The following is a 19,849-nucleotide window of genomic DNA, read 5'->3' on the forward strand; positions in this document are numbered from 1 at the left end:
CACGTTTGGATCACGACTGCGTGAGACGACTTGCTCGACACTTTCATCTCTCAAGATTGACATATGCTTACCCGGCCGGAGCAAGAAATCTCGCTGGAACGGCAGGACATATCGGGGGTCGTGCGGCGACGCACCGCACAGTATGGAGGATGGATATATGACGACATCTGATGGAATAAAGCGGCGCACGCTTTTTGCCGTAGGCCTTGGTCTGCTGGCCGCGCCGGTCATCTTGAGAGTAACGGCCCAGGCGGCCGCAACTGGAGAAACAGGCAATATGGAAGTCATCCCGCAGCCGCAGATCAATCAGTTCAAGCTCGGCTCATTCAAGTTCACTGCCGTCCGCGATGGTTTCAATGTCATTGAAAAGCCGAATGAAACCTTCGGTTCCAATCAGGATCCGCAGGCCGTTCAGGCGCTTCTCGCCGCCAATTTCCTGCCGACCGACAAGTTCGTAAACAGCTATGCGCCTGTGGTCGTTGATACGGGTTCCGATGTCATTGTCGTCGATACCGGCTTTGGGGCCGGCGGTCGCGAGCGGGGCATGGGCCAGTTCACCGCCGGTCTTAAGGCCGCAGGCTATTCGCCTGACGACGTCACGGTCGTGGCGCTGACGCATCTGCATGGAGACCATATCGGCGGCCTCATGGAAAATGGCGCACCCGCCTTCAAGAATGCCCGCTATGTTATCGGCCAGGCCGAATATGATTTCTGGTCGGCCAAGGCGCGTGAAGGCACGCCGGCGGAGGGCGGCCACAAGGCGGTGCTTGCGAATGTCGTGCCGCTCGCCGAAAAGGCGACCTTCGTCAAGGAAGGCGACAGCATCGCACCTGGCCTGACCGCGATGCTCGCGACAGGCCACACACCCGGCCACGTGATCTTCCACGTCGAGTCCGACGGCAAACGGCTGATCATGACGGGTGACACGGCAAACCACTACATCCTGTCGCTGCAGCGTCCGGACTGGGAAGTGCGTTTCGACATGGACAAGGCTCAGGCGGCCGCGACCCGCAAGAAGGTGTTCGACATGATCGCCAGCGACAAGATCGCCTTCCTCGGCTATCACATGCCGTTCCCGGCGGTCGGTTTCGTGGAGAAACAGGAGACCGGTTACCGCTTCGTGCCGAAGACCTATCAGTTCGACATCTGAGGTCGCGCAAAAGTGCGTCGCGGTTTTGCGAGAACGACATGCGACACGCGTTCTCTGCATGGCTGCCATACCGAGCCCGGCCCCGTGCCGGGCCTTTTTGCTATTTCCTTCCTGTCATAGACGTGTTACCAGCCCTCGCCAACTTCCATAAACTCATGCACACCGCCGGTGCGGACGATTCGTACCGGGTGGGTCGCATTTTTCTTTCTTGAAGGAATTTGGCCATGGCTCGCATCATAGAAACGCCAACCGGACTGGACGCACTCACCTTCGATGACGTGCTGCTGCAACCCGGTCATTCCGAAGTCCTCCCCGGCCAGACGAGCGTCGCAACGCGCCTCGCACCCGACTTCGAGCTGAATATCCCGATCATTTCTGCAGCGATGGATACGGTGACCGAAGGCCGCCTGGCGATCGCCATGGCGCAGGCCGGCGGCCTTGGCGTCATTCACAAGAACCTGACGCCGATCGAGCAGGCCGAACAGGTTCGCCAGGTCAAGAAGTTCGAAAGCGGCATGGTCGTCAATCCCGTGACCATCGGCCCGGACGCGACGCTTGCCGATGCCCTGGCGCTGATGAAGATGCACGGCATCTCCGGCATTCCGGTCGTCGAAAAATCCGGCCGCCTCGTCGGCATCCTCACCAATCGTGACGTCCGCTTTGCCTCAGATCCCAGCCAGAAAATCTACGAACTCATGACCCGAGAAAACCTCGTGACGGTCAAGGAGAGCGTCGATCAGCAGGAGGCCAAGCGCCTTTTGCATTCTCACCGTATCGAGAAGCTGCTGGTTGTCGACGGCGAAGGCCGCTGCGTCGGCCTCATTACCGTCAAGGATATCGAAAAGGCCCAGCTGAACCCGAACGCCTCCAAGGATGCGCAGGGCCGCCTGCGGGCTGCCGCTGCCGTCGGCGTCGGTGACGATGGTTTCGAGCGTGCCGAACGGTTGATCGATGCCGGCGTCGACCTGCTCGTAGTCGATACGGCCCACGGCCATTCCGCCCGCGTTCTGGAAGCGGTTGGCCGCGTCAAGAAGCTTTCCAACTCCGTTCGCATCATGGCCGGCAATGTCGCGACCTATGATGGCACCAAGGCGCTGATCGATGCCGGTGCTGACGCCGTCAAGGTCGGTATCGGACCGGGTTCGATCTGCACGACGCGTATCGTCGCCGGCGTTGGCGTTCCGCAGCTCGCTGCGATCATGTCGGCAGTCGAGGCCGCAAGGGACCAGGATATTCCTGTCATCGCCGATGGCGGCATCAAGTTCTCGGGCGATGTGGCCAAGGCCATCGCATCGGGTGCTTCCGCCGTCATGGTGGGCTCGCTGCTTGCCGGCACCGATGAAAGCCCGGGCGAGGTCTATCTCTACCAGGGCCGCTCCTTCAAGGCCTATCGCGGCATGGGTTCGGTCGGTGCCATGGCACGCGGCTCGGCAGACCGTTACTTCCAGGCAGAGGTGCGCGACACGCTGAAGCTCGTGCCCGAAGGCATCGAAGGCCAGGTACCGTACAAGGGTCCGGTCTCCGGCGTCCTACATCAGCTCGCCGGCGGCCTGAAGGCTGCCATGGGTTATGTCGGCGGCAAGGACATCAAGGAGTTCCAGGAGCGCGCCACCTTTGTGCGCATCTCCGGTGCCGGGCTCCGCGAAAGCCATCCGCATGACGTGACGATCACCCGCGAAAGCCCGAACTATCCGGGCGTTGGCGTCTGACAATGAAAGCGGGCAGCGCAATTCCACTTTGGATCATCGCGCTGCTCGCAGCCCTCTGCCTCGTCGTTCTCGGCTGGACCACCTTTGGCTACACCGTGCCCTTCGAGCATGAGACCGGCCAGGCGATGCTCGACACCTATTTCTCCGGCTACGATGTGTCCGCCGTCTTCCACATGCAGACGCTGCTCGATCAGAACGAGACGGCAAACCGCATTCTCCGGGCCATGTATTTCGGCCCGGAACTCCTCTTTCCCGCCCTGCTGACAGCCCTTCTATTCCTGATCTTCCTGCGGCTCGGGCCGATCAAGACATGGCGCGGCAAGCAGGCGCCGCGTCTTCTGGGCCGGATCACCTATATTCTGCCCTTCCTTTACGGCTTTGCCGATTACGGGGAAAACATCTCGAGCCTCGTAGCGTTCAGCAATAGCGGTGCCGCGGGCTTTGCTGCCCAAATCCTGCCGTGGATGACCAAGCTGAAATTCGCGAGCCTTGCCGTCTGCGCCATCCTGCTTGTGCGCAGTGCGCTTCTTCACCAATCGCGCGAAAGCTAAACCCTATCGCGGCCAGCGCCAGACAGGGTGCGAGAGCCTCGCTGCAAGGAAATCGCCAAGCACTTCCACCTTTGCCGGCCGGGCACGCGCCGATGGCGTGACGAAATAGACGGCGCCTTTCGGCAGGGTCCAGTCGGTGAGGATCGCTTTCAGGCGCCCGTCGTCATGATATTCGTAGGCCATGAACTCCGGCAGTTCGACAATGCCGAGGCCACGCAATGCCATCGGGATCAGGGCCTCCGAATTGGTGGCGCGTAATGGCCCGGTCGGCACTACGATTTCCTCTTCTCCTGCCTTGTTGCTGAAACGCCAGATATCCTGCCGCGGCCGGTAGGCATAACCGAGGCAATGATGCGCCACGAGTTCTCGGGGATGCCGCGGGCAGCCGTATTTCTTGAGATAGGCCGGTGCTGCCAGAATGAAGGGCGCCACAGGCGTCAGCCTCTTTGCCACCAGCGAGGAATCCGGCAGCACGGCAATGCGCAGAGCCGCATCGAAACCCTCGCCGACGAGGTCGACTACGGCATCGCTCATATGCATATCGATCGAGACCTCGGGATAGGCCTCGAAGAAATCGGGCAGGATCGGCGCCAGCCATTGGCGCCCGAACACCATCGGCACGGCAAGACGGATCAGCCCGCGCGGCTGGCTCGAAAGCTCGCGCGCCGCATTCTCCGCGGCTTCTGCCTCCGCGTAGATGTGCTGGGCCCGATCCACCAGCCGCAGCCCGAAATCAGTCAGCGCCAGCTGCCGCGAAGTGCGATTGAAGAGCCGTGCGCCGAGCCGCTCCTCCAGCCGGCTTACCGCCCGCGAAACCGTCGGTACCGAAACTCCGAGCGTCTTGGCGGCACGAGCGAAGGAGCGCTCCTCGGCCACCTTGGCAAACATCGCCAGGCCTTCGAAATCCGGAAAACTCATTGTTTCATTCCTGCAATGATGTCTTTCATTTCTTTCTATTCCGAAACGATATCGCCGTCCACATCTTCAGCTCAGTCGAACACAACAGGAGACGACGACAATGACAAACAGACTGAATGGAAAGATCGCTGTCATCACTGGTGCCACTTCGGGCATCGGCCTTGCCACCGCAAAGCGCTTTGCAGCCGAAGGCGCGCGCGTGTTCATTACCGGCCGCCGCAAGGAAGTATTGGATGCGGCCGTCGCCGAAATCGGCGGCAATGTCACCGGCATTCAGGCCGACTCCGCAAATCTTTCCGATCTCGACCGTCTCTATGATCAGGTAAAGGCAGAGGCCGGCCGTATCGACGTGCTCTTCGTCAATGCCGGCGGCGGCTCGTTCGCTCCGATCGGCGCAATTACCGAAGAACAGTATGACGACACCTTCGGCCGCAATGTGAAGGGCGTGCTCTTCACCGTGCAGAAGGCGCTGCCGCTGCTCGGCAAGGGTTCCTCCGTCATCCTGACCGGCTCGACGGCAGGCGCCACCGGCACGCCGGCCTTCAGCGTCTACGCGGCCTCGAAGGCTGCAATCCGAAACTTCTCCCGCAACTGGATCCTCGATCTCAAGGATCGCGGCATCCGCATCAATACGCTGAGCCCCGGCCCAACGGAGACGACCGGCCTCGTCGAACTCGCCGGCCAGGACAAGGCGCAGCAGCAGGGCCTGCTGGACTACCTGGCCTCGCAGGTTCCGCTTGGCCGCGTCGGACGTCCGGAAGAAATCGCTGCAACGGCGCTCTTCCTCGCCTCCGATGACTCGAGCTTCATCACCGGCGCCGAGATCTTTGTCGACGGCGGTATTGCCCAGGTCTGACCCTGAAGACGGCCCGCTCCATGGCGGGCCGTCTTGGCTCTGGCATCCATCCGGCCTTTCCGCTACTGGTCGCGCAGTCGCGTAAACGAAGGAATGATTGATGACCGGCTTCGAGATGTTCTGGCCTCTGCTTGCCCATGTTCTGCTGGTCTTTATTCTCTACGGGCTGCTTGGCCTGCGCCGCCGCAAGGTGGTCCAGGAGGGCCGGATGAAGAAATCCGATTATCGCGAAAACCGCGACGAACCCGTCGAAAGTCTCTGCGTCAAGAACAGCCTCGCCAACCAGTTCGAGCTGCCGGTACTCTTCTATGCCTGCAGCATTCTTCTTTATATCACCGAGGCGGATAATCTGGTGGCGGTCGTGCTTGCCTGGCTTTTCGTCGCCCTGCGCTATGCGCATGCCTATGTGCACGTCACCAGCAACGACCTGCGCTATCGCAGCCCGCTCTTTGCCGCCGGCTTCGTCGTGTTGGCTGGCATGTGGGCCTGGCTTGCCGGCTGGATGCTATTCTCCTGATCCCCGCGATTTTCTCCAGGTAGGCCGGTAACACAGTTTTGTTCCTGCGTTATCGGCCGCTGACCTATGTTCCCCCTTGCCGATTGGGCATGGGGTGGGAACAGAGGAGGTCTGTCATGGAAAAGCCCGTCATTACGCAGGCAATGATCAACGCCTATGATGAATATACGCATCTGACGCTGGATCGCCGCAGCTTCATGGACAAGCTTACGAAGCTTGCAGGCTCTGCAACCGCGGCAGCCGCAATCGCGCCGCTGCTTGCCGCCAACAAGGCAGCCGCCGAGGTCGTCGCCGAAAATGACGATCGACTGACCGGCCAGAATATTACCTATCCGGGCAGCGGCGGCGACATGAAAGGCTATCTGGTGCAGCCGAAGAATGCATCCGGCAAGCTCGGCGCGGTCATCGTCATCCATGAGAACCGCGGCCTCAATCCGCATATCCGCGATGTCGCTCGCCGCATGGCGCTCGAAGGTTTCGTGGCACTCGCACCGGATTTCCTCTCGCCGCAGGGCGGCACGCCCGAGAATGAGGATCAGGCGCGCGATATGTTCAGCAAACTCGATGCGGCCACCGTCGCCGCAAATGGCGAGGCGACTGTCCTTTACCTCTCCAAGCTCGATACGACGAACGGCAATGTCGGCGCCATCGGCTTCTGCTGGGGTGGCGGCGCGGTCAACACCCTTGCCACCAAGTCGCCCGAACTGAAAGCGGGCGTGGCCTACTATGGAGCACAACCGCCGGCCTCGGCGGTTACGAACATCAAGGCGGCGCTTCTGCTTCACTATGCCGGCCTCGACGATCGTATCAATGCCGGCATCGATGCCTACAAGAAGGCGCTGGAGCAGAATGGTAAAAAATTCGAAATCTACGTCTATGATGGCGTCAACCACGCCTTCAACAACGATACCTCGGCTGCCCGCTATGACAAGGCAGCGGCCGATCTCGCCTGGAGCCGCACGGTCGCGTTCCTGAAGCAGAACCTTGCCTGAGCAGACTTCCGCAGAATGTCGCAGGAAGAAACGGGCTCGGTGAGGCGTGCCGAGCCCGCTTGCTTAACGAAGTGTTAAGCGCTCTTTTTGCACAGACCAAAACGGGGCGTAATGCCCCGTTTTTTATTGGCTCTTGCCATTGCCTAAAATCCGACCATTTCCATTTACGACGGATGAATACCTGCATGTCATATCGGCCCGAAGCGCCGGTATGACAGATCGCTTGCGCCGCTGAATAACGAGACAGATGGGAACCACATGGGCGCGGACATTTCGGATCGTATTGCTCTTCGCAGAAAGCCGAAACAGGAGCGCAGCATCCAGCGGCTGGACCTTATCCTCAACGCCGCCGCCACTCTCATTGCCGAAAAGGGCGTCAGCGCCATGCGGATGACTGAACTTGCCGTCGCCGCAAACGTTCCGATCGGCTCGGTCTATCAGTATTTCCCCGAGAAAGCGGCGATCGTCAAAGCGCTGTTCGACCGTCATGCGCAGGCAATCCAGCAGAAGACGGCTGAGATGTTCGCGGATGTTCGTTCCCTGGATGAAGCGCTCGACCTGATCTCTGCGATGATCGATTGGTATTACACCGAATACCGCAATGATGCTGCCTATCTCGGCGTCTGGATGGGTACGGAGACAGATCAGGACCTGCTGCGCCTGAACATCGAGCATAGCGGCCGGGTTGCGGAGATCTTCCAGGAAGCTGTGCGCCGTCAGGCGCCGGAATTCTGCGATGAGCAGATGAAAGCGCGCACTTACCTTTTCAGCCATCTGATCGGCGCGGCAATTCGCCTTGCGGTCTTGAGCGAAGATGGCCTTGGCGAGCGTATTCTCGAGGAATGGAAGCGCGTCATCCGCGCTTCCCTCTTTGCTCCGACATCCGCGTCGGCGGCCTGAACCTTTTACCAGCTCGGCATCATGCTCGCCGCAGCCTTCAGCCGCGGATAGTGACGGGCATAACCTGTCTTCACATCCTGCTCCAGCCCGTCTTCGATGACGGTCGGCGTGATGTTGTCGAGGCAGGCGGTGATATGCGCCGTGATCGCATTCATCAGCGACAGCGAAACGCCGGGCCGCTTCATGATGCCGATCTGCACCGGGGGCAGGGCAGGGAAGCCGTCTGCCTGGCTCAGGACTTTCATACCCGTCCGAAGTGCGGATTCCGGCATGACTGAAACCGCCATGCCGGCGAGCACGGCCGAGGCGACCACGGTGCAGGACCAGCTCGTGAACAGGACCTGATATTCGCGGCCAACGGCATCGAGTGCTGAACAGGCGAGCTGGCGCCACTGACAATCGCGCCGGCCGACGGCGAGTGGCACCGGCGCATCGTCGCGGATCGGATGGTTGGCGGAACTCACCCAGCAAAGCGGCTCTGTTCGAACCACATCCGAAATGCGCTCGCGCGGATTGTGGGTGACAAGCGCGATATCGAGCTCGCCCTTGTGCATGCGCTCGGCAAGATCGACCGAAGGCTCGCAGACAATGTAGAGTTCCACATTCGGATGCGTCTTGGCGAAACGGCCGATGATCTCGGGCATGTAGCGATCGGCATAATCGTCAGGCGTGCCGATGCGCAGCGTGCCTTCCAGCCGGTTGTCGTCGAAGGCGGCGATAGCCTCATTGTTCAGGCGGATGATGCGGCGCGCGTAGTTGAGCAGCTTTTCGCCCTCGACCGTCAGGCGGTTGCCGCGCCCGTCCTTGATGAAGAGCTGCTTTCCGATGCGCTCTTCCAGACGGCGCATCTGCATGGAGACGGCAGACTGGGTCTTGTAGACCTTGTCGGCAGCCTTGGTGAAACTGCCGGAGTCTACGATTGCGATGAAGGTCTGCAACTGGTCGATATCAAGAGGCGCCGCCATGATCCCATCCACCCATAAAGATCTCTGATGTTAATCATTAGAAACATTCGTTGGACTGATCAATAGCTCTTTGGCATCTTCGGGATGCAAATCAAGCAAAGTGAAGGACAGACACCCTGCCTGTCCGCCTGTGACCAGCTTGACCCTTCCTGCACGACCTCGCAGGCGGGGTGGGCTGTTCTGCGCCCCGAAGAAAGGAGAGTTCGATGCGCACTCATGAACAGACACTAGAACTCGACTGCGGCAAGCTCGCCCCGACGTTCATGCAACGTCTTGTGGCTGGCCTTGCACCGCTGGCAAACGCCCTTCGCATTGTGCGCAATCGCTCGCAGGTGAACGGGCTGCATGAGCTCGATGACAATCAGTTGCGGGATATCGGCCTGACGCGGGCCGATGTCACCTCCGCTTTCCTCGCCTCGACCTTCTTTGAAGATCCGTCGGAGCACCTGACGCAGGCGGCCAAGCGCCGCTGGCATATTGCGGTCATGCGCCCCTACAGGGACTGAACGCACGCGTTTCCCCGCAGGGTGATAGCCAATAGCCCTGCTGCTTAACCCGGTGATCGGCTTTCCCAAGCCATCTCCGGGTTTTTTTATTTCTTGCCCGGTGTTGACGGGCCTGTGGAAGCGGGATCTTCGGGAGAGGGGCCAGGTTTGGGCCGATAAGCCTCGAAGATCGCCTCGAGGCTCTTCTGATAGCTTCTCTGCACTTCGAGACCGCTGTCGAACATGGCGTTCAGCATCTCGGTATAGCTGTCATTTTCGGCTTTCGGCGCGTCCTTCGGCGGTTCCGGAGCCTTGGCTGCCGGCTGCTGGAGCCCTGCCATCATCTCCTGGAATGCCTTGGTGAAGGGATTGTCGAGGAAGGGATTGGCGGGTTGCGGCTGAGGCTCCGGCTTCGGCACGCTGAACATCAGCTGCATGGCCTGGGTGAACGGATTATCGAAAATGCTGGGTTCGGGTGCGACCTTCGGCTTCGGCGCAAAACCGGTGCTTTCAAGCCATTTCTGGATCGTCTCGCCCATGGCGGTATTGACGAAGGGATTGACCGGCGAGGCCATCTGTCCCGTCGATTGCTTGAAGAGCCCGCCCATCAACGTACCGGCCATGACCGGCAGCATCTGCTTGTAGATCTCCTGTCCGATGCCGGTCATCTGAGCGGCCTGCGCGGCGATGGCGCGCGAGACTTCCTTCGATCCAAAAAGCTGGGAAAGGACGTTATTCCCGTCGGAAATGCCTTCAGGGGTGAAGGCCTTGCTCATGTCCTCGAAATATCTGGCATAATTGCCGGATGCCACCGCTTGCATGAGGCCGACGAAATCATAGGGATTGCTGGTGCTGCGCTTCAGGCCGGCGGAAAATGCCGGCATCAGCGCCGCCATCGCCTTCGTCGCTTGTTCTTGTGCGAGGTTGTACTGCTTGGCGATGGCATCCATCGCCGCGCCGTTCTGCGCCTGCATCATCATGTCGAAAAGCGGCAGCATGAAAGTCCCTCTCCCAGATTCGCAGCGCATGTTCGTGCCACTATAGCTCGAAATGGGAATGCGCAAACGCCTTTTTGGAAGGGGCCAATCGCCTCTTAGTATTGATATTCCTGGAAGACCGGCTCGACAGAGCCATTCCAGCGGCCGTGATAGAGCGCCAGCAGGTCCTCGGCGAGCGTCGCCTTCTTGGCGAGAACCTCGTCGAGCGGCGCCAGGAAGATGCTCTCGTCGACGCCGTCGCCGTTGAGCCTGTTGCGCGCCTTGAGACCGGCCCGGGAAATATTGACGACCTCACGCGCCGTCTCGATCAGCGCATGGCCGCGGAAGGTGGCTTTGAGGCCTTCGTCCGGCACCACATTGCGCAGCGCGTTCACTTCCGCAAAGCCCCAGTCTTTGGTCAGTTCGTCGGCCGCCTGCAGAGCGGTGTCATCATAGAGCAGGCCGACCCAGAAGGCCGGCAGGGCACAGATGCGCCGCCATGGGCCGCCATCGGCACCGCGCATTTCGAGGAAGCGCTTCAGGCGTACATCCGGGAACAGCGTCGAAAGATGGTTCGTCCAGTCGCCCATCGTCGGCTCGTACGCGGCGATTTCGCCCTTCAGCGCGCCGTTCATGAACTGGCGGAAGGTGACGTGGGTCGCCCGATGATAGTGGCCGTCGCGCATGACGAAATACATGGGTACGTCGAGGGCCCACTCGGCATAATCCTTGAAACCGAAATCGTCGCGGAAGGTGAAGTCGAGCAGGCCGCTGCGCTGGTTGTCCACGTCGCGCCAGACATCGCCGCGCCAGGAAAGAGCACCGTTCGGCTTGCCTTCGGTGAAGGGAGAAGAGGCAAAGAGCGCGGTTGCCAGCGACTGCAGCTTCATCGACACGCGCATCTTGCGGCGCATGTCGTCTTCCGATGAGAAGTCGAGATTCACCTGGATCGTGCAGGTGCGGTACATCATGTCGAGACCGCGGGTGCCGACATCGGGCATGTAGCTGGTCATGATCTCGTAGCGAGACTTCGGCATATGCGGGGTTTCCGCATAGGTCCATGTCGGGCTGCCGCCGATCCCGAGGAAGCCGATGCCCATCGGCTCGGCGATCTCGCGCACCTGTGCCAGATGCTGGTTGGATTCCTTGCAGGTCTGGTGGATGTTTTCGAGCGGAGCGCCCGAGAGTTCGAACTGGCCGCCGGGCTCGATCGAGATGGCGCCCATGCCGCTCTGCTCGCCAAGGCCGATGATATTGTCGCCGTCCAGGATCGGCTCCCAGCCGCTCTTGGCCTGCAGGCCCTTCAAGAGCGCCGAAATGCTGGCCTCGCCGAAATAGGGAACCGGGCTGTTGTCCTTGCGGAAGAAGACGAACTTCTCATGCTCGGTGCCGATGCGGAAACGCTCCTTCGGCTTATTGCCGGCCGCGAGATAATCGGTCAGCTCCTGAACCGAAGAGATCGGCGTCTGGTCGGTAGTATCGCGAGCCATGAAAGTACCTGTATTCGAAGGCGCCGGGGCCGGGGCAATTGGAAGGGTGATTAGTGCGCAAGCCAGCTAAGTTGCAAGTGAAATTGTTTCAACAAGTCATCAAAAAAATAGCGGCACTTCCGCGCATTCGGCATGCGCAGTCAATTCCAGTCACCGATGGCAGCCTGTATCACCGCCATTGCTGCGACTGCCGCCGTGTCGGCGCGCAGGATGCGCGGCCCGAGCGGAATAGCGGTCACGAAATCGAGGCTGCGCAGCCGCGTCCGTTCCTCTTCCGAGAAGCCGCCTTCCGGGCCGACCAGCAGCGCGAGCTTCCTTTCCGCCACCCTGGTAAGCAGCGGCAGCGGGTTCTGTCCGGCATCGCCCTCGTCGCAATAGATGATGCGCCGGTCCGAAGGCCAGCGGTCGAGCAGGTCGGCAAGGCGCATGGGCTCGGCTACATCGGGAATGCCGAGAATGCCGCACTGTTCCGCCGCTTCGATGACATTGGCGCGGATCTTGTCGAGATTGGTAATCTTGCCCTGTACGTGCTGGGTCATGACCGGCTGCAACAGGCCGGCTCCCATTTCCACTGCCTTCTGCACCAGATAATCCATGCGGCCGACCTTCAGCGGCGCAAAGAGATAGTGAAGATCGGCAGGAGCAGGCTGCGGCCGGGTCTCCTCAATCGCCGTCAGCAGGATACGCTTGCGTGTCGGGAAGGAGAGGCTCGCCTTCCACTCCCCATCGCGGCCGTTAAAGAGCAGGATTTCCGCGCCCTCTTCCATACGCAGCACGTTGGCGAGATAGTTGAACTGGTCGGAATTGGCCTCGACGGCGGCATCTCTTGACAAGGGAGCATCGATGAAAAGCCGCTGCATGCGGAAATTGGCGCGCATCTTAAGACCCTGATTCACATGAAGAGCGCGAACATAGCCCAATAAATCATCGCCGCAAGCGCGGCTGAAACCGGCACGGTGATCACCCACGCCCCGATGATCGTCATGAAATGCGACCGGCGGACCAGATAGCGCCGCCGGGCTTCGTGGACATTCGGTTCCGGCTCGTCGATCTCGAAGTTTTCGGTCTTGCGGCGTATGAACTCGATACGTCGCTTCGAATGGCGCGTGTACCACTCGCGAAAAAAGCCGACGCCGAACACCGAGCCGACGGCGATATGGGTCGTACTGACGGGCAGGCCGAGCCAGGAGGCGACGATAACGGTGAAAGCGGTCGAGAGCGCCACGCAATAGGCGCGCGTCGGATTGAGCTTGGTGATCTCCTCGCCGACGAGCCGGATGAGGCGCGGCCCAAAAAGCAGGAGACCGACCGAGATTCCAAGGGCGCCGATCAGCATCACCCAGAGTGGCGGATGGCCGACCGTGCTGTTATCGGCAATACCGGCCGAATGAACGATCGCCGAAAGCGGGCCGACCGCATTGGAGACATCGTTGGCGCCATGCGCGAAGGAAAGCAGGGCGGCCGAGCCGATCAGCGGAAAGTGGAACAGTGTGCGTAGCGAGCTGTTGCGGTTTTCGAGATTTTCTGCCTGCCGCTGGATGATCGGCCGAGCGGCCAGCCAACTGACAAGACCGATCCCGATGCCGATCAGGAGGATCGTCAGTGAAGGATATCGTTCCCGCGGCGCGAGCTGCAGCACCATATAGGCCATGAAACCGCCGGCCATCACGGCGATCATGACCGGCACCCATTGTCTGGCGGCGGCGATCTTGTCCTCGCGATAGACAATGAGTGTCTTGACCAGATAAAGGAGCCCCGCAGCGATCAGCCCGCCAATCAGCGGCGATGTCACCCAGCTCGCGGTGATTTCCAGCATCACCCGCCAATTGACCGGCTCTAACCCGACCGCTCCCACGCCTGCTCCGATCACCGCGCCGACAATCGCATGCGTCGTCGAAACCGGCGCATTCATCCAGGTGGCGAGGTTGATCCAGAGTGCGGCAGCCGTGAGCGCCGCCATCATGATCCAGCCGAGCATTGCTTGCGGCACTTGCACCGTGTCGACGATACTTGAGGAAATCGTCTTGACGACTTCGCCGCCGGCAATCGTCGCGCCCAGCACCTCGAAGATCGCGGCGACGATGAGCGCCTGTTTCATGGTGATGGCGCGTGCGCCGACCGCTGCGCCCACATTGTTGGTCACGTCGTTGGCGCCGATGTTCATCGCCATGTAGGCGGCAAGTGCTGCAGCCGCAATGACAAGCACCGCACCCGGCCTGTCGAACACATAGACACCGGCAAAAAGCATTGCCAGGCCGAGAAAGATCAGGCCAAGCCCCGGTGCCACCAGCCGTCGCGAGACATATTTAGCCGCATCCTCGACATGGGTAACCTTGTCGAGATCCTTATCAAGCGTGCGTTTCGTAAGGACGGGGTTGCGTTGCGGCATTCTGTTTCCTGGCCAAGTCCTGCTTTTGCGCTGCCTTTTCTAGCCGCACAAGATGGCAAGACTTATTCTGCCGGAATTTGTTTCGATATGCCGTTGGAAAGGCGCTCGGTCATGCGCTGCTTGAAGGCGAGAAAGAGATTGCGCAGTTCGGGCTCCTGGACGCGCTTCACCGCTTCATCGCAGGAAACCCACTCGACGACGCGCTCGCCCTTTTCCTTGAAGTTCTTCGCCACATTCGTCGTTTCGAGAGCATAGACCTGCACCTTGCAGGTCACTTTCAGGCCGTCGCGCAGAACCTTGCGGTACGTATAATAACCGAGGGATTCCATCTCCACCGTGCCGTGCACGCCAGCCTCCTCGAAGGCTTCCTGGGCTGCCACCTCATAGGCGCATTTACGCGCCATCGGCCAGCCCTTGGGGATTACCCAGCGACCGGTGTCGCGGCTGGTCATCAGCAGAACTTCGAGATTGCCGGTCTTCTTCTTGACCCGGTAGCAGAGTGCAGCATACTGCTGTCGCGGCGGACGCCGAAACATGAGTTGCACATCGGAAGCCAGGCGGGCAAGAAGAGTCAATTGTCGGGTCACCTTTAGATCGTCGAGCTGAGTCGTTATTATATTAGCATGGTATGAAAAGCTTGCGCGATCCATACGTGCAAAACGAACCGGGACGCGATTTATTTCATCTTACATAGAAAAAATCGAAGCCAGGCAGGTTTGGAAATTCCGCCATTTTCTGTCCCGAATGCGTCGTCTTGCACAGCTGTACAATATGGGCCTGTCCGGCATCCCAATCAATGCCGCGCCCATTTGTTCCACGGTATTTTTCGAAGTGTGGTAACCATGCGACTTCCGCCCCTCAATGCGATCCGCGCCTTTGAAGCCGTTTGTCGCCACGGCAGCATTCTGAAGGCGGCCGAAGAGCTGGGTGTGGTGCGCGGCGCCGTGCGTCAGCAGATATCGACGCTGGAAGATCACCTCGGCAGCAAGCTCTTCGTGCGCGACGGCCGCAGACTGGTTCCAACCGAAAAGGCGCGTGCCTTTGCCGAGGCAGCGGGAACCGCCTTTACCATCTTGAGGCGCGCTGCCGATGCGTTCGAGGAGGCGGGCAGCCAGCGCATCCGTCTCGGCGTGCCCTCGGCCTTCGCCATCTGGTGGCTGATGCCGCGGGTGGGCGACATGCAGGCAAGCCTTGGCGATATCGAGATCGATATTGTGCCGATGACGGTGGTCGAACCCTTGTCGCAACATCCGGATTTCGATGCCGTGATCATGGGCGGCGAGATCAGATCCTCTGCCGGTATCACCGAGACACGCTTCATGGAGGATGAATTCGGCCCGGTTGCAACACCTGCAATCGCCGCAAGACTTGCAGGCGATGTCGCGGCCTTGGCGCAATCCAACATCCTCGTCAGCCGCAGCGCGCCGAAACTCTGGACGGAATGGTTTGCGGAAAGCGGCACGCCGCCGGTTGCCTTTTCCCGTCTTCGGGAATTTGAAGATATTCTTCTGGCTGTTGGCGCCGCCCGCGCCGGCCTCGGCATTGCGCTGGCGCCGAAGGCCTCGATCGAAGGCGATCTCGACCGCGGCATTCTGGTCGCCCCTTACGGCTTCATCCGGCGGCCGGCAGGCTACAGCCTCTGCTGCCGGACATCAGACGCGAAACGGCCGGCCATTGCGGCACTCCGCAGCTGGCTGCTGGGCTCAGGCGGCGCGTCCTGAAAGGGCAGTTTTTCTGCTCTTTCATCAGAAATATCTCCATGCCCGCCCTATCGTTGCCTCGCTAGAACAGAGGGAACGAAAGGGCATGAGATGGAAAAATCTGCGACACGCATAGACTGGATCGGCAATAGCTGCCGTCTGCTGAGGGCAACGGCTGTGGAATTCGAAAGGACGCTCCCCTTTGCCGGTCTTTCGATCGGCACCGGCATCCATCTGGAGCCGAAGACGGTCGCTCTCCTGATGACACTGCGGGCCGGAGGGGCGCGCCTGATCTGCACCGGCAATCTGAACAGTACGCAGCCGGCAACCGTGGAATTCCTGCGTGCGCAAGGCATCACAGTCTTCGCAACCCAGACGACCGATCCTGTCGCCCACCATCAGAGCCTTGAAGCCGTCGTTGCCGAGAAGCCCGATCTCCTGCTGGACAATGGCGGCGATCTTTTCGCCATTGCCGCCGACAAGCCCTATGCCAATCTGCTCGGCGGCACCGAAGAAACGACATCCGGCCGAACCCGCCTGCTGCCGATGCGCGAAAGGCTCGCCATGCCGATCCTCGTCATCAATGATAGCCCGATCAAGCAATTCGCAGAAAATAAGCACGCCGTCGGCCAGAGCCTGTTCGAAAGCTACATGCGCTTTACCAACCGTTCCACCAATGGCAAACGCGTGACCGTCTTCGGTTACGGCGCCTGCGGCAAGGGCACGGCAACTGCCTTCCGCAATGCCTTCTCGACGGTTAGCGTCGTCGATATCGATCCCGTCACCAGCCTCGAGGCGCATCTCGACGGTTTCATCACGCCGCTCCGCGAACAGGCGATCCGCTCGGCCGACGTGATCGCCACCGTTACCGGTTTCCCCGGTATCGTCACAGCAGCCGATCTGGCGCTGATCAAGGACGGTGCAATCCTCATGAATGGCGGACATTTCCCGCATGAGATCGATGTGGCCGCCTTCCGCAGCCATCCCGATGTCGTTGATATCGATCGCTACGATGCCGATTTTATCGAGACCTTCCATCTCAAGAACGGCAGGTCATTCCACGTTCTCGGCGGCGGACATATGGCCAACCTGGCCGGCCCGCGTCCGCTTGGCAATTCCGTGGAATCCATGGACCTCGGCTTCACCCTGCAGGCCCGCTGCCTGGAGCGGGTCGCAAAGCGTGGCGTCGGCGCCGAATCCTGCATCGTGTCGGTTCCGGCGGATATCGATGCGATGGTTGCGAGCGCCTATCTCGATCTCGCGCGCTAGAGCAATCCAGCAAAAGCGCATCGCGATTTTGCGTCCGGAATTGCGGTGGTCGTCAGATGTCGACGACCACCTTGCCTTCAGCCTGCCGGCTTTCGAGCAGCCGGTAGGCTTCGTCCACGTCTCCAAGCGCAAATTGCCGCCGGTCGAGATTCGGCATCAGCGAGCCAGCTTCCACGCGTGATGCGACTTGCTTCAGGATCTCGCCATGATGGGCGCGATCTTCACCCGTCAGCAGCGGTGCCAGCGTGAACACGCCGGAATAGGTCGCGCCCTTGAACGACAATGGTGCCAGCGAATGCGTGCCCCAGCCCAGGCTGGTGACGACATGGCCGAACTTGGCGACAGCCTGGAAGGCGGCGTCGAGCCCCTTGCCACCGATCGTGTCATAGACGATGTCGAAGCCTTTTCCGTCGGTGTACCGGGCAACATAATCTTCCGTAGTCTCCTTGGCATGGTCGATCGGCGTTGCCCCGATGCTGCGGATATATTCGGCCTTCGAACCGCCATCGACGGCAAAGACTTGGGCACCGGCAGCAGCCGCCATCTGCACGGCGATATGGCCGACGCCGCCACCACCGCCGATGACCAGCACCTTTTGTCCGGCTTTCACCTGGGTACGTTCCGCCAGGCCTTCCCAGGCGGTAATTGCAATCAGTGGCAAGGCCGCTGCCTCACGCATGGAGAGATTGCGCGGCTTGAGGGCCACGAGATCGGCATCGACGGCCGCAAATTCGGCAAGCGATCCCTGCAGGCCGCCGACACCACCGGTCATGCCATAGACTTCGTCACCAGGGCGAAAGCCTTCGACGCCTGGGCCAACCGTTTCCACGATACCTGCCATATCGATGCCGAGGATGGCGGGCAGGGGGTGACGGGCATGCGCGGCCTCGCCGGCCCGGATCTTCAGATCCAGCGGATTGAGTGCGGCCGCCTTGATGCGGACGAGGATCTGGCCGGCCTGGGGCGATGGCCTTGCGATATCGGCAATCTTGAATTCTGAATTCTGCGCCTCGATAAGCGCGGCTTTCATCGTGCTCATGGAACTCTCCTTGGTTTGTTGGACGCAGAATGCCTCATTGAATTATGAATGAAAATGAAAGATACAGAATGAAGATCATGCAATTTTGTTTGAGGCTAGGCTGTTGGAATGGAGCGATCTCAAACTCTTCCTCGCAATCGCACGCCTCGGAACACTCGGTGCCGCGGCGCGCAGCCTCGGGCTGACGCAGCCGACCATGGGTCGGCGTCTACGGGTGCTTGAGACCTCGCTTGGCCAGACGCTCTTTCAGCGCACAGCCAACGGTTTTGTCCTGACCGATGAAGGCACCACTGTCTTCGCCCATGCCGAGCGCATGGAAGAGGAAGCGCTCGGGCTGGAGCGCGAGCTCTCCGGCCAGAGCAGGCAGCTCGATGGCTTGCTGCGGCTTTCCTCGTCGGACTGGTTCGGCGCCCATGTTCTTTCACCGGTGCTTGCCGAGTTCTCTGCTGCCTATCCCAAGGTCGTCATCGAACTGCTGACTGACAGCCGGCTTCTCAGCCTCTCACGTCGGGAAGCCGATATCGTCTTCCGGATTGCGCCTTTCACCGAGGCCGAGGTCATATCCCGCAAGCTGCTGCATATCGATTATGGTCTCTATATCCGCCGCGGTCTGCCGCATCCTGAGGCGGGCGATGGTAAAGGCGCCCGGCTCGTCACAATGGACGAGGCCTTCGGCGGCATGCCCGATGTCGGCTGGTTGCAGCGGCAGTTGCCAAAGGCGGATATCGCCATGCGCAGCAATAACCGCGATGTGCAGGCGACACTCTGTGCCAGAGGCGCCGGCCTTGCCGTCCTGCCGCGCCCGCTTGGCGATGCCATTTCGGCCATCGAACCTGTCGATCTCGGCGAGCCGCCGCCAGGTCGCGATACCTGGGTTGGTTATCACCGCGATATGAAGCGGCTGGCGCGGCTGAGGGCGCTTCTCGATCTCGTCATCGAGAGGCTGGCGCAATAATCGCCCGCTCAGCGCTCCCAATAGGGGACAGGACCGTAAAGCTCGGCCAGAAAATCGATGAACAACCGAACCTTGGCCGGCAAAAACTGGCGGCTCGGATAGACTGCGGAGAGGGTCACATTGTGTGAGCCCTCGTAGGCCGGCAGCACCTGTATGAGCTTGCCGTTTTTCAGCTCCTCGCCGATATCCCATGTGGAGCGCAGCGCAATGCCGAGCCCGGCAATGACAGTTTCGCGGATCACTTCGCTGGAATTGGTGATCAGCATACCCTCGGGCCGCAGGCTGAAGGCACCGTCCGGCCCATCCAGCCGCCAGACGTCATTGTTATGGGCGGGCAGACAGCGGTGCTGCTTCAGCTCTTCGATATGTTTGGGCATGCCATGAGCGGCGATATAGTCGGGCGAGGCGCAGAGCACGCGGCGCACAGGGGCCAGCCGCCGCGCCACGAGACTGGAATCGGTGAGTTCCGCGATCCGGATGGCGAGATCGAAGCCGCCGCCGACGATGTCGCTGAATTCATCGGTCAGCACCAGATTGATCGCCAGCTCCGGATGCGCCTCCATGAAGGCTTTCAGATACGGCGCGATATGCATGCGGCCGAAGGAAGTGGGGGCGGAAATTTTCAGCGTGCCGTGCATCTGCGCCGAGCGGCCGGAAATATAGAATTCTGCTTCCTCCAGCCCCGCCAGAATGCCGAGGACGCGGTCGTAGAAACCCTGGCCGGCTTCAGTCAGCGAAATCTGTCGCGTCGTGCGTTGCAAAAGCCGCGTGCCCAGCCGGTCTTCCAGCCGCTTGATGCGCTTGGAAACGACAGCAGGGGAAAAGCCGAGCGCGCGGCCGGCGAGCGACATGCTGCCGGTTGAAACGACCTTGGCAAAGATTTCGAGATCACCCAGATTGGTCATAAGCTTTTATAACTTTTTCCCTTTTGGCATAAGTGCTTAACATTTGCGCCGGTATCGGGAAAGTGCTAAGCCGAAAGAACCG

20 protein-coding genes are annotated in these 19,849 nt (G+C 60.4%); 11 read left to right on the top strand and 9 right to left on the bottom strand.

Annotation, left to right across the window (positions count from 1 at the left end; translation table 11 throughout):
• Nucleotides 1-157 precede the first annotated feature (157 nt).
• The 3 genes from FHT93_RS14360 (at nt 158) to FHT93_RS14370 (ending at nt 3,410) form a co-directional block, all read left to right on the top strand.
• Nucleotides 158-1,150 (top strand): MBL fold metallo-hydrolase, encoded by a 993-nt coding sequence (locus tag FHT93_RS14360; protein WP_183848061.1) that lies wholly within the window; start codon nt 158-160, stop codon nt 1,148-1,150.
• Between the two features lie 224 nt (nt 1,151-1,374).
• The gene (guaB, locus tag FHT93_RS14365) at nt 1,375-2,859 is read left to right on the top strand and encodes an IMP dehydrogenase (protein ID WP_112541462.1); all 1,485 of its coding nucleotides are present in this window, start codon (nt 1,375-1,377) and stop codon (nt 2,857-2,859) included.
• Between the two features lie 2 nt (nt 2,860-2,861).
• On the top strand, nt 2,862-3,410 hold the full coding sequence (locus FHT93_RS14370; protein ID WP_113116570.1) for a hypothetical protein: 549 nt from the start codon (nt 2,862-2,864) through the stop codon (nt 3,408-3,410).
• A 3-nt stretch (nt 3,411-3,413) separates the two neighbouring features.
• On the opposite strand, the gene FHT93_RS14375 is transcribed toward FHT93_RS14370, so the two are convergent.
• Complete coding sequence (locus tag FHT93_RS14375) at nt 3,414-4,328, bottom strand: LysR family transcriptional regulator (protein ID WP_183848063.1); 915 nt, start codon at nt 4,326-4,328, stop codon at nt 3,414-3,416.
• Between the two features lie 100 nt (nt 4,329-4,428).
• On the opposite strand from FHT93_RS14375, the gene FHT93_RS14380 reads away from it, so the two are divergent.
• The 4 genes from FHT93_RS14380 to FHT93_RS14395 all read left to right on the top strand — a co-directional run bounded on the left by FHT93_RS14380 (nt 4,429) and on the right by FHT93_RS14395 (nt 7,593).
• Nucleotides 4,429-5,184: an SDR family oxidoreductase gene (locus FHT93_RS14380; protein ID WP_113147044.1), complete on the top strand. Its 756-nt coding sequence runs from the start codon at nt 4,429-4,431 to the stop codon at nt 5,182-5,184.
• Between the two features lie 100 nt (nt 5,185-5,284).
• Complete coding sequence (locus FHT93_RS14385; protein ID WP_112969802.1) at nt 5,285-5,701, top strand: MAPEG family protein; 417 nt, start codon at nt 5,285-5,287, stop codon at nt 5,699-5,701.
• 116 nt (nt 5,702-5,817) lie between these two features.
• Nucleotides 5,818-6,693 carry a dienelactone hydrolase family protein gene (locus FHT93_RS14390; protein ID WP_183848065.1) on the top strand — a complete coding sequence of 292 codons (876 nt, stop codon included), beginning with the start codon at nt 5,818-5,820 and terminating at the stop codon, nt 6,691-6,693.
• A 258-nt stretch (nt 6,694-6,951) separates the two neighbouring features.
• Entirely contained in the window at nt 6,952-7,593 is a 642-nt protein-coding gene (locus FHT93_RS14395; protein WP_183848067.1) for a TetR/AcrR family transcriptional regulator, read from the top strand.
• A 5-nt stretch (nt 7,594-7,598) separates the two neighbouring features.
• Here FHT93_RS14395 and FHT93_RS14400 read toward each other — a convergent pair whose 3' ends face one another.
• Nucleotides 7,599-8,558, bottom strand: coding sequence for a LysR substrate-binding domain-containing protein (locus tag FHT93_RS14400; RefSeq protein ID WP_112541456.1), 960 nt, complete (start codon nt 8,556-8,558; stop codon nt 7,599-7,601).
• A gap of 206 nt (nt 8,559-8,764) precedes the next feature.
• Between FHT93_RS14400 and FHT93_RS14405 the strand changes: the two genes are divergently transcribed.
• Nucleotides 8,765-9,064 carry a DUF1127 domain-containing protein gene (locus tag FHT93_RS14405; protein WP_112969800.1) on the top strand — a complete coding sequence of 100 codons (300 nt, stop codon included), beginning with the start codon at nt 8,765-8,767 and terminating at the stop codon, nt 9,062-9,064.
• 86 nt (nt 9,065-9,150) lie between these two features.
• Here the strand turns inward: FHT93_RS14405 and FHT93_RS14410 are convergent, their stop codons facing one another.
• From FHT93_RS14410 to FHT93_RS14430, 5 genes are all read right to left on the bottom strand, one after another.
• Nucleotides 9,151-10,041, bottom strand: coding sequence for a DUF937 domain-containing protein (locus FHT93_RS14410; RefSeq protein WP_113211422.1), 891 nt, complete (start codon nt 10,039-10,041; stop codon nt 9,151-9,153).
• A 95-nt stretch (nt 10,042-10,136) separates the two neighbouring features.
• Entirely contained in the window at nt 10,137-11,510 is a 1,374-nt protein-coding gene (locus FHT93_RS14415) for a glutamate--cysteine ligase (RefSeq protein WP_183848069.1), read from the bottom strand.
• Nucleotides 11,511-11,650: 140 nt separating this feature from the next.
• Entirely contained in the window at nt 11,651-12,388 is a 738-nt protein-coding gene (locus tag FHT93_RS14420; RefSeq protein ID WP_183848071.1) for a 16S rRNA (uracil(1498)-N(3))-methyltransferase, read from the bottom strand.
• 14 nt (nt 12,389-12,402) lie between these two features.
• Nucleotides 12,403-13,899, bottom strand: a complete 1,497-nt coding sequence (locus tag FHT93_RS14425) for an inorganic phosphate transporter (protein ID WP_183848073.1) — start codon at nt 13,897-13,899, stop codon at nt 12,403-12,405.
• A gap of 62 nt (nt 13,900-13,961) precedes the next feature.
• A complete protein-coding gene (locus tag FHT93_RS14430) occupies nt 13,962-14,474 on the bottom strand; it encodes an NUDIX hydrolase (protein WP_112541965.1) in 513 nt (170 codons plus the stop codon).
• Between the two features lie 267 nt (nt 14,475-14,741).
• Between FHT93_RS14430 and FHT93_RS14435 the strand changes: the two genes are divergently transcribed.
• Complete coding sequence (locus FHT93_RS14435; RefSeq protein WP_183848074.1) at nt 14,742-15,620, top strand: LysR substrate-binding domain-containing protein; 879 nt, start codon at nt 14,742-14,744, stop codon at nt 15,618-15,620.
• 90 nt (nt 15,621-15,710) lie between these two features.
• Nucleotides 15,711-16,868 carry an adenosylhomocysteinase gene (locus tag FHT93_RS14440; RefSeq protein WP_183848076.1) on the top strand — a complete coding sequence of 386 codons (1,158 nt, stop codon included), beginning with the start codon at nt 15,711-15,713 and terminating at the stop codon, nt 16,866-16,868.
• Between the two features lie 52 nt (nt 16,869-16,920).
• On the opposite strand, the gene FHT93_RS14445 is transcribed toward FHT93_RS14440, so the two are convergent.
• Entirely contained in the window at nt 16,921-17,907 is a 987-nt protein-coding gene (locus tag FHT93_RS14445) for a zinc-dependent alcohol dehydrogenase family protein (RefSeq protein WP_183848078.1), read from the bottom strand.
• A gap of 103 nt (nt 17,908-18,010) precedes the next feature.
• On the opposite strand from FHT93_RS14445, the gene FHT93_RS14450 reads away from it, so the two are divergent.
• Nucleotides 18,011-18,862, top strand: a complete 852-nt coding sequence (locus FHT93_RS14450; RefSeq protein WP_183848080.1) for a LysR family transcriptional regulator — start codon at nt 18,011-18,013, stop codon at nt 18,860-18,862.
• A gap of 8 nt (nt 18,863-18,870) precedes the next feature.
• On the opposite strand, the gene FHT93_RS14455 is transcribed toward FHT93_RS14450, so the two are convergent.
• Nucleotides 18,871-19,767 carry a LysR family transcriptional regulator gene (locus FHT93_RS14455; RefSeq protein ID WP_112541446.1) on the bottom strand — a complete coding sequence of 299 codons (897 nt, stop codon included), beginning with the start codon at nt 19,765-19,767 and terminating at the stop codon, nt 18,871-18,873.
• Between the last annotated feature and the right edge of the window lie 82 nt (nt 19,768-19,849).

The organism is Rhizobium sp. BK379 (genome assembly GCF_014193955.1).
Classification (GTDB): Bacteria; Pseudomonadota; Alphaproteobacteria; order Rhizobiales; family Rhizobiaceae; genus Rhizobium.

Bases quoted from the DNA above. Each gene is read 5' to 3' on its own strand.
- FHT93_RS14360 (WP_183848061.1), top strand. From the start codon at position 158: ATGACGACATCTGATGGAATAAAGCGGCGCACGCTTTTTGCCGTAGGC.
- guaB (WP_112541462.1), top strand. From the start codon at position 1,375: ATGGCTCGCATCATAGAAACGCCAACCGGACTGGACGCACTCACCTTC.
- FHT93_RS14370 (WP_113116570.1), top strand. From the start codon at position 2,862: ATGAAAGCGGGCAGCGCAATTCCACTTTGGATCATCGCGCTGCTCGCA.
- FHT93_RS14375 (WP_183848063.1), bottom strand. From the start codon at position 4,328: ATGAGTTTTCCGGATTTCGAAGGCCTGGCGATGTTTGCCAAGGTGGCC.
- FHT93_RS14380 (WP_113147044.1), top strand. From the start codon at position 4,429: ATGACAAACAGACTGAATGGAAAGATCGCTGTCATCACTGGTGCCACT.
- FHT93_RS14385 (WP_112969802.1), top strand. From the start codon at position 5,285: ATGACCGGCTTCGAGATGTTCTGGCCTCTGCTTGCCCATGTTCTGCTG.
- FHT93_RS14390 (WP_183848065.1), top strand. From the start codon at position 5,818: ATGGAAAAGCCCGTCATTACGCAGGCAATGATCAACGCCTATGATGAA.
- FHT93_RS14395 (WP_183848067.1), top strand. From the start codon at position 6,952: ATGGGCGCGGACATTTCGGATCGTATTGCTCTTCGCAGAAAGCCGAAA.
- FHT93_RS14400 (WP_112541456.1), bottom strand. From the start codon at position 8,558: ATGGCGGCGCCTCTTGATATCGACCAGTTGCAGACCTTCATCGCAATC.
- FHT93_RS14405 (WP_112969800.1), top strand. From the start codon at position 8,765: ATGCGCACTCATGAACAGACACTAGAACTCGACTGCGGCAAGCTCGCC.
- FHT93_RS14410 (WP_113211422.1), bottom strand. From the start codon at position 10,041: ATGCTGCCGCTTTTCGACATGATGATGCAGGCGCAGAACGGCGCGGCG.
- FHT93_RS14415 (WP_183848069.1), bottom strand. From the start codon at position 11,510: ATGGCTCGCGATACTACCGACCAGACGCCGATCTCTTCGGTTCAGGAG.
- FHT93_RS14420 (WP_183848071.1), bottom strand. From the start codon at position 12,388: ATGCGCGCCAATTTCCGCATGCAGCGGCTTTTCATCGATGCTCCCTTG.
- FHT93_RS14425 (WP_183848073.1), bottom strand. From the start codon at position 13,899: ATGCCGCAACGCAACCCCGTCCTTACGAAACGCACGCTTGATAAGGAT.
- FHT93_RS14435 (WP_183848074.1), top strand. From the start codon at position 14,742: ATGCGACTTCCGCCCCTCAATGCGATCCGCGCCTTTGAAGCCGTTTGT.
- FHT93_RS14440 (WP_183848076.1), top strand. From the start codon at position 15,711: ATGGAAAAATCTGCGACACGCATAGACTGGATCGGCAATAGCTGCCGT.
- FHT93_RS14445 (WP_183848078.1), bottom strand. From the start codon at position 17,907: ATGAGCACGATGAAAGCCGCGCTTATCGAGGCGCAGAATTCAGAATTC.
- FHT93_RS14455 (WP_112541446.1), bottom strand. From the start codon at position 19,767: ATGACCAATCTGGGTGATCTCGAAATCTTTGCCAAGGTCGTTTCAACC.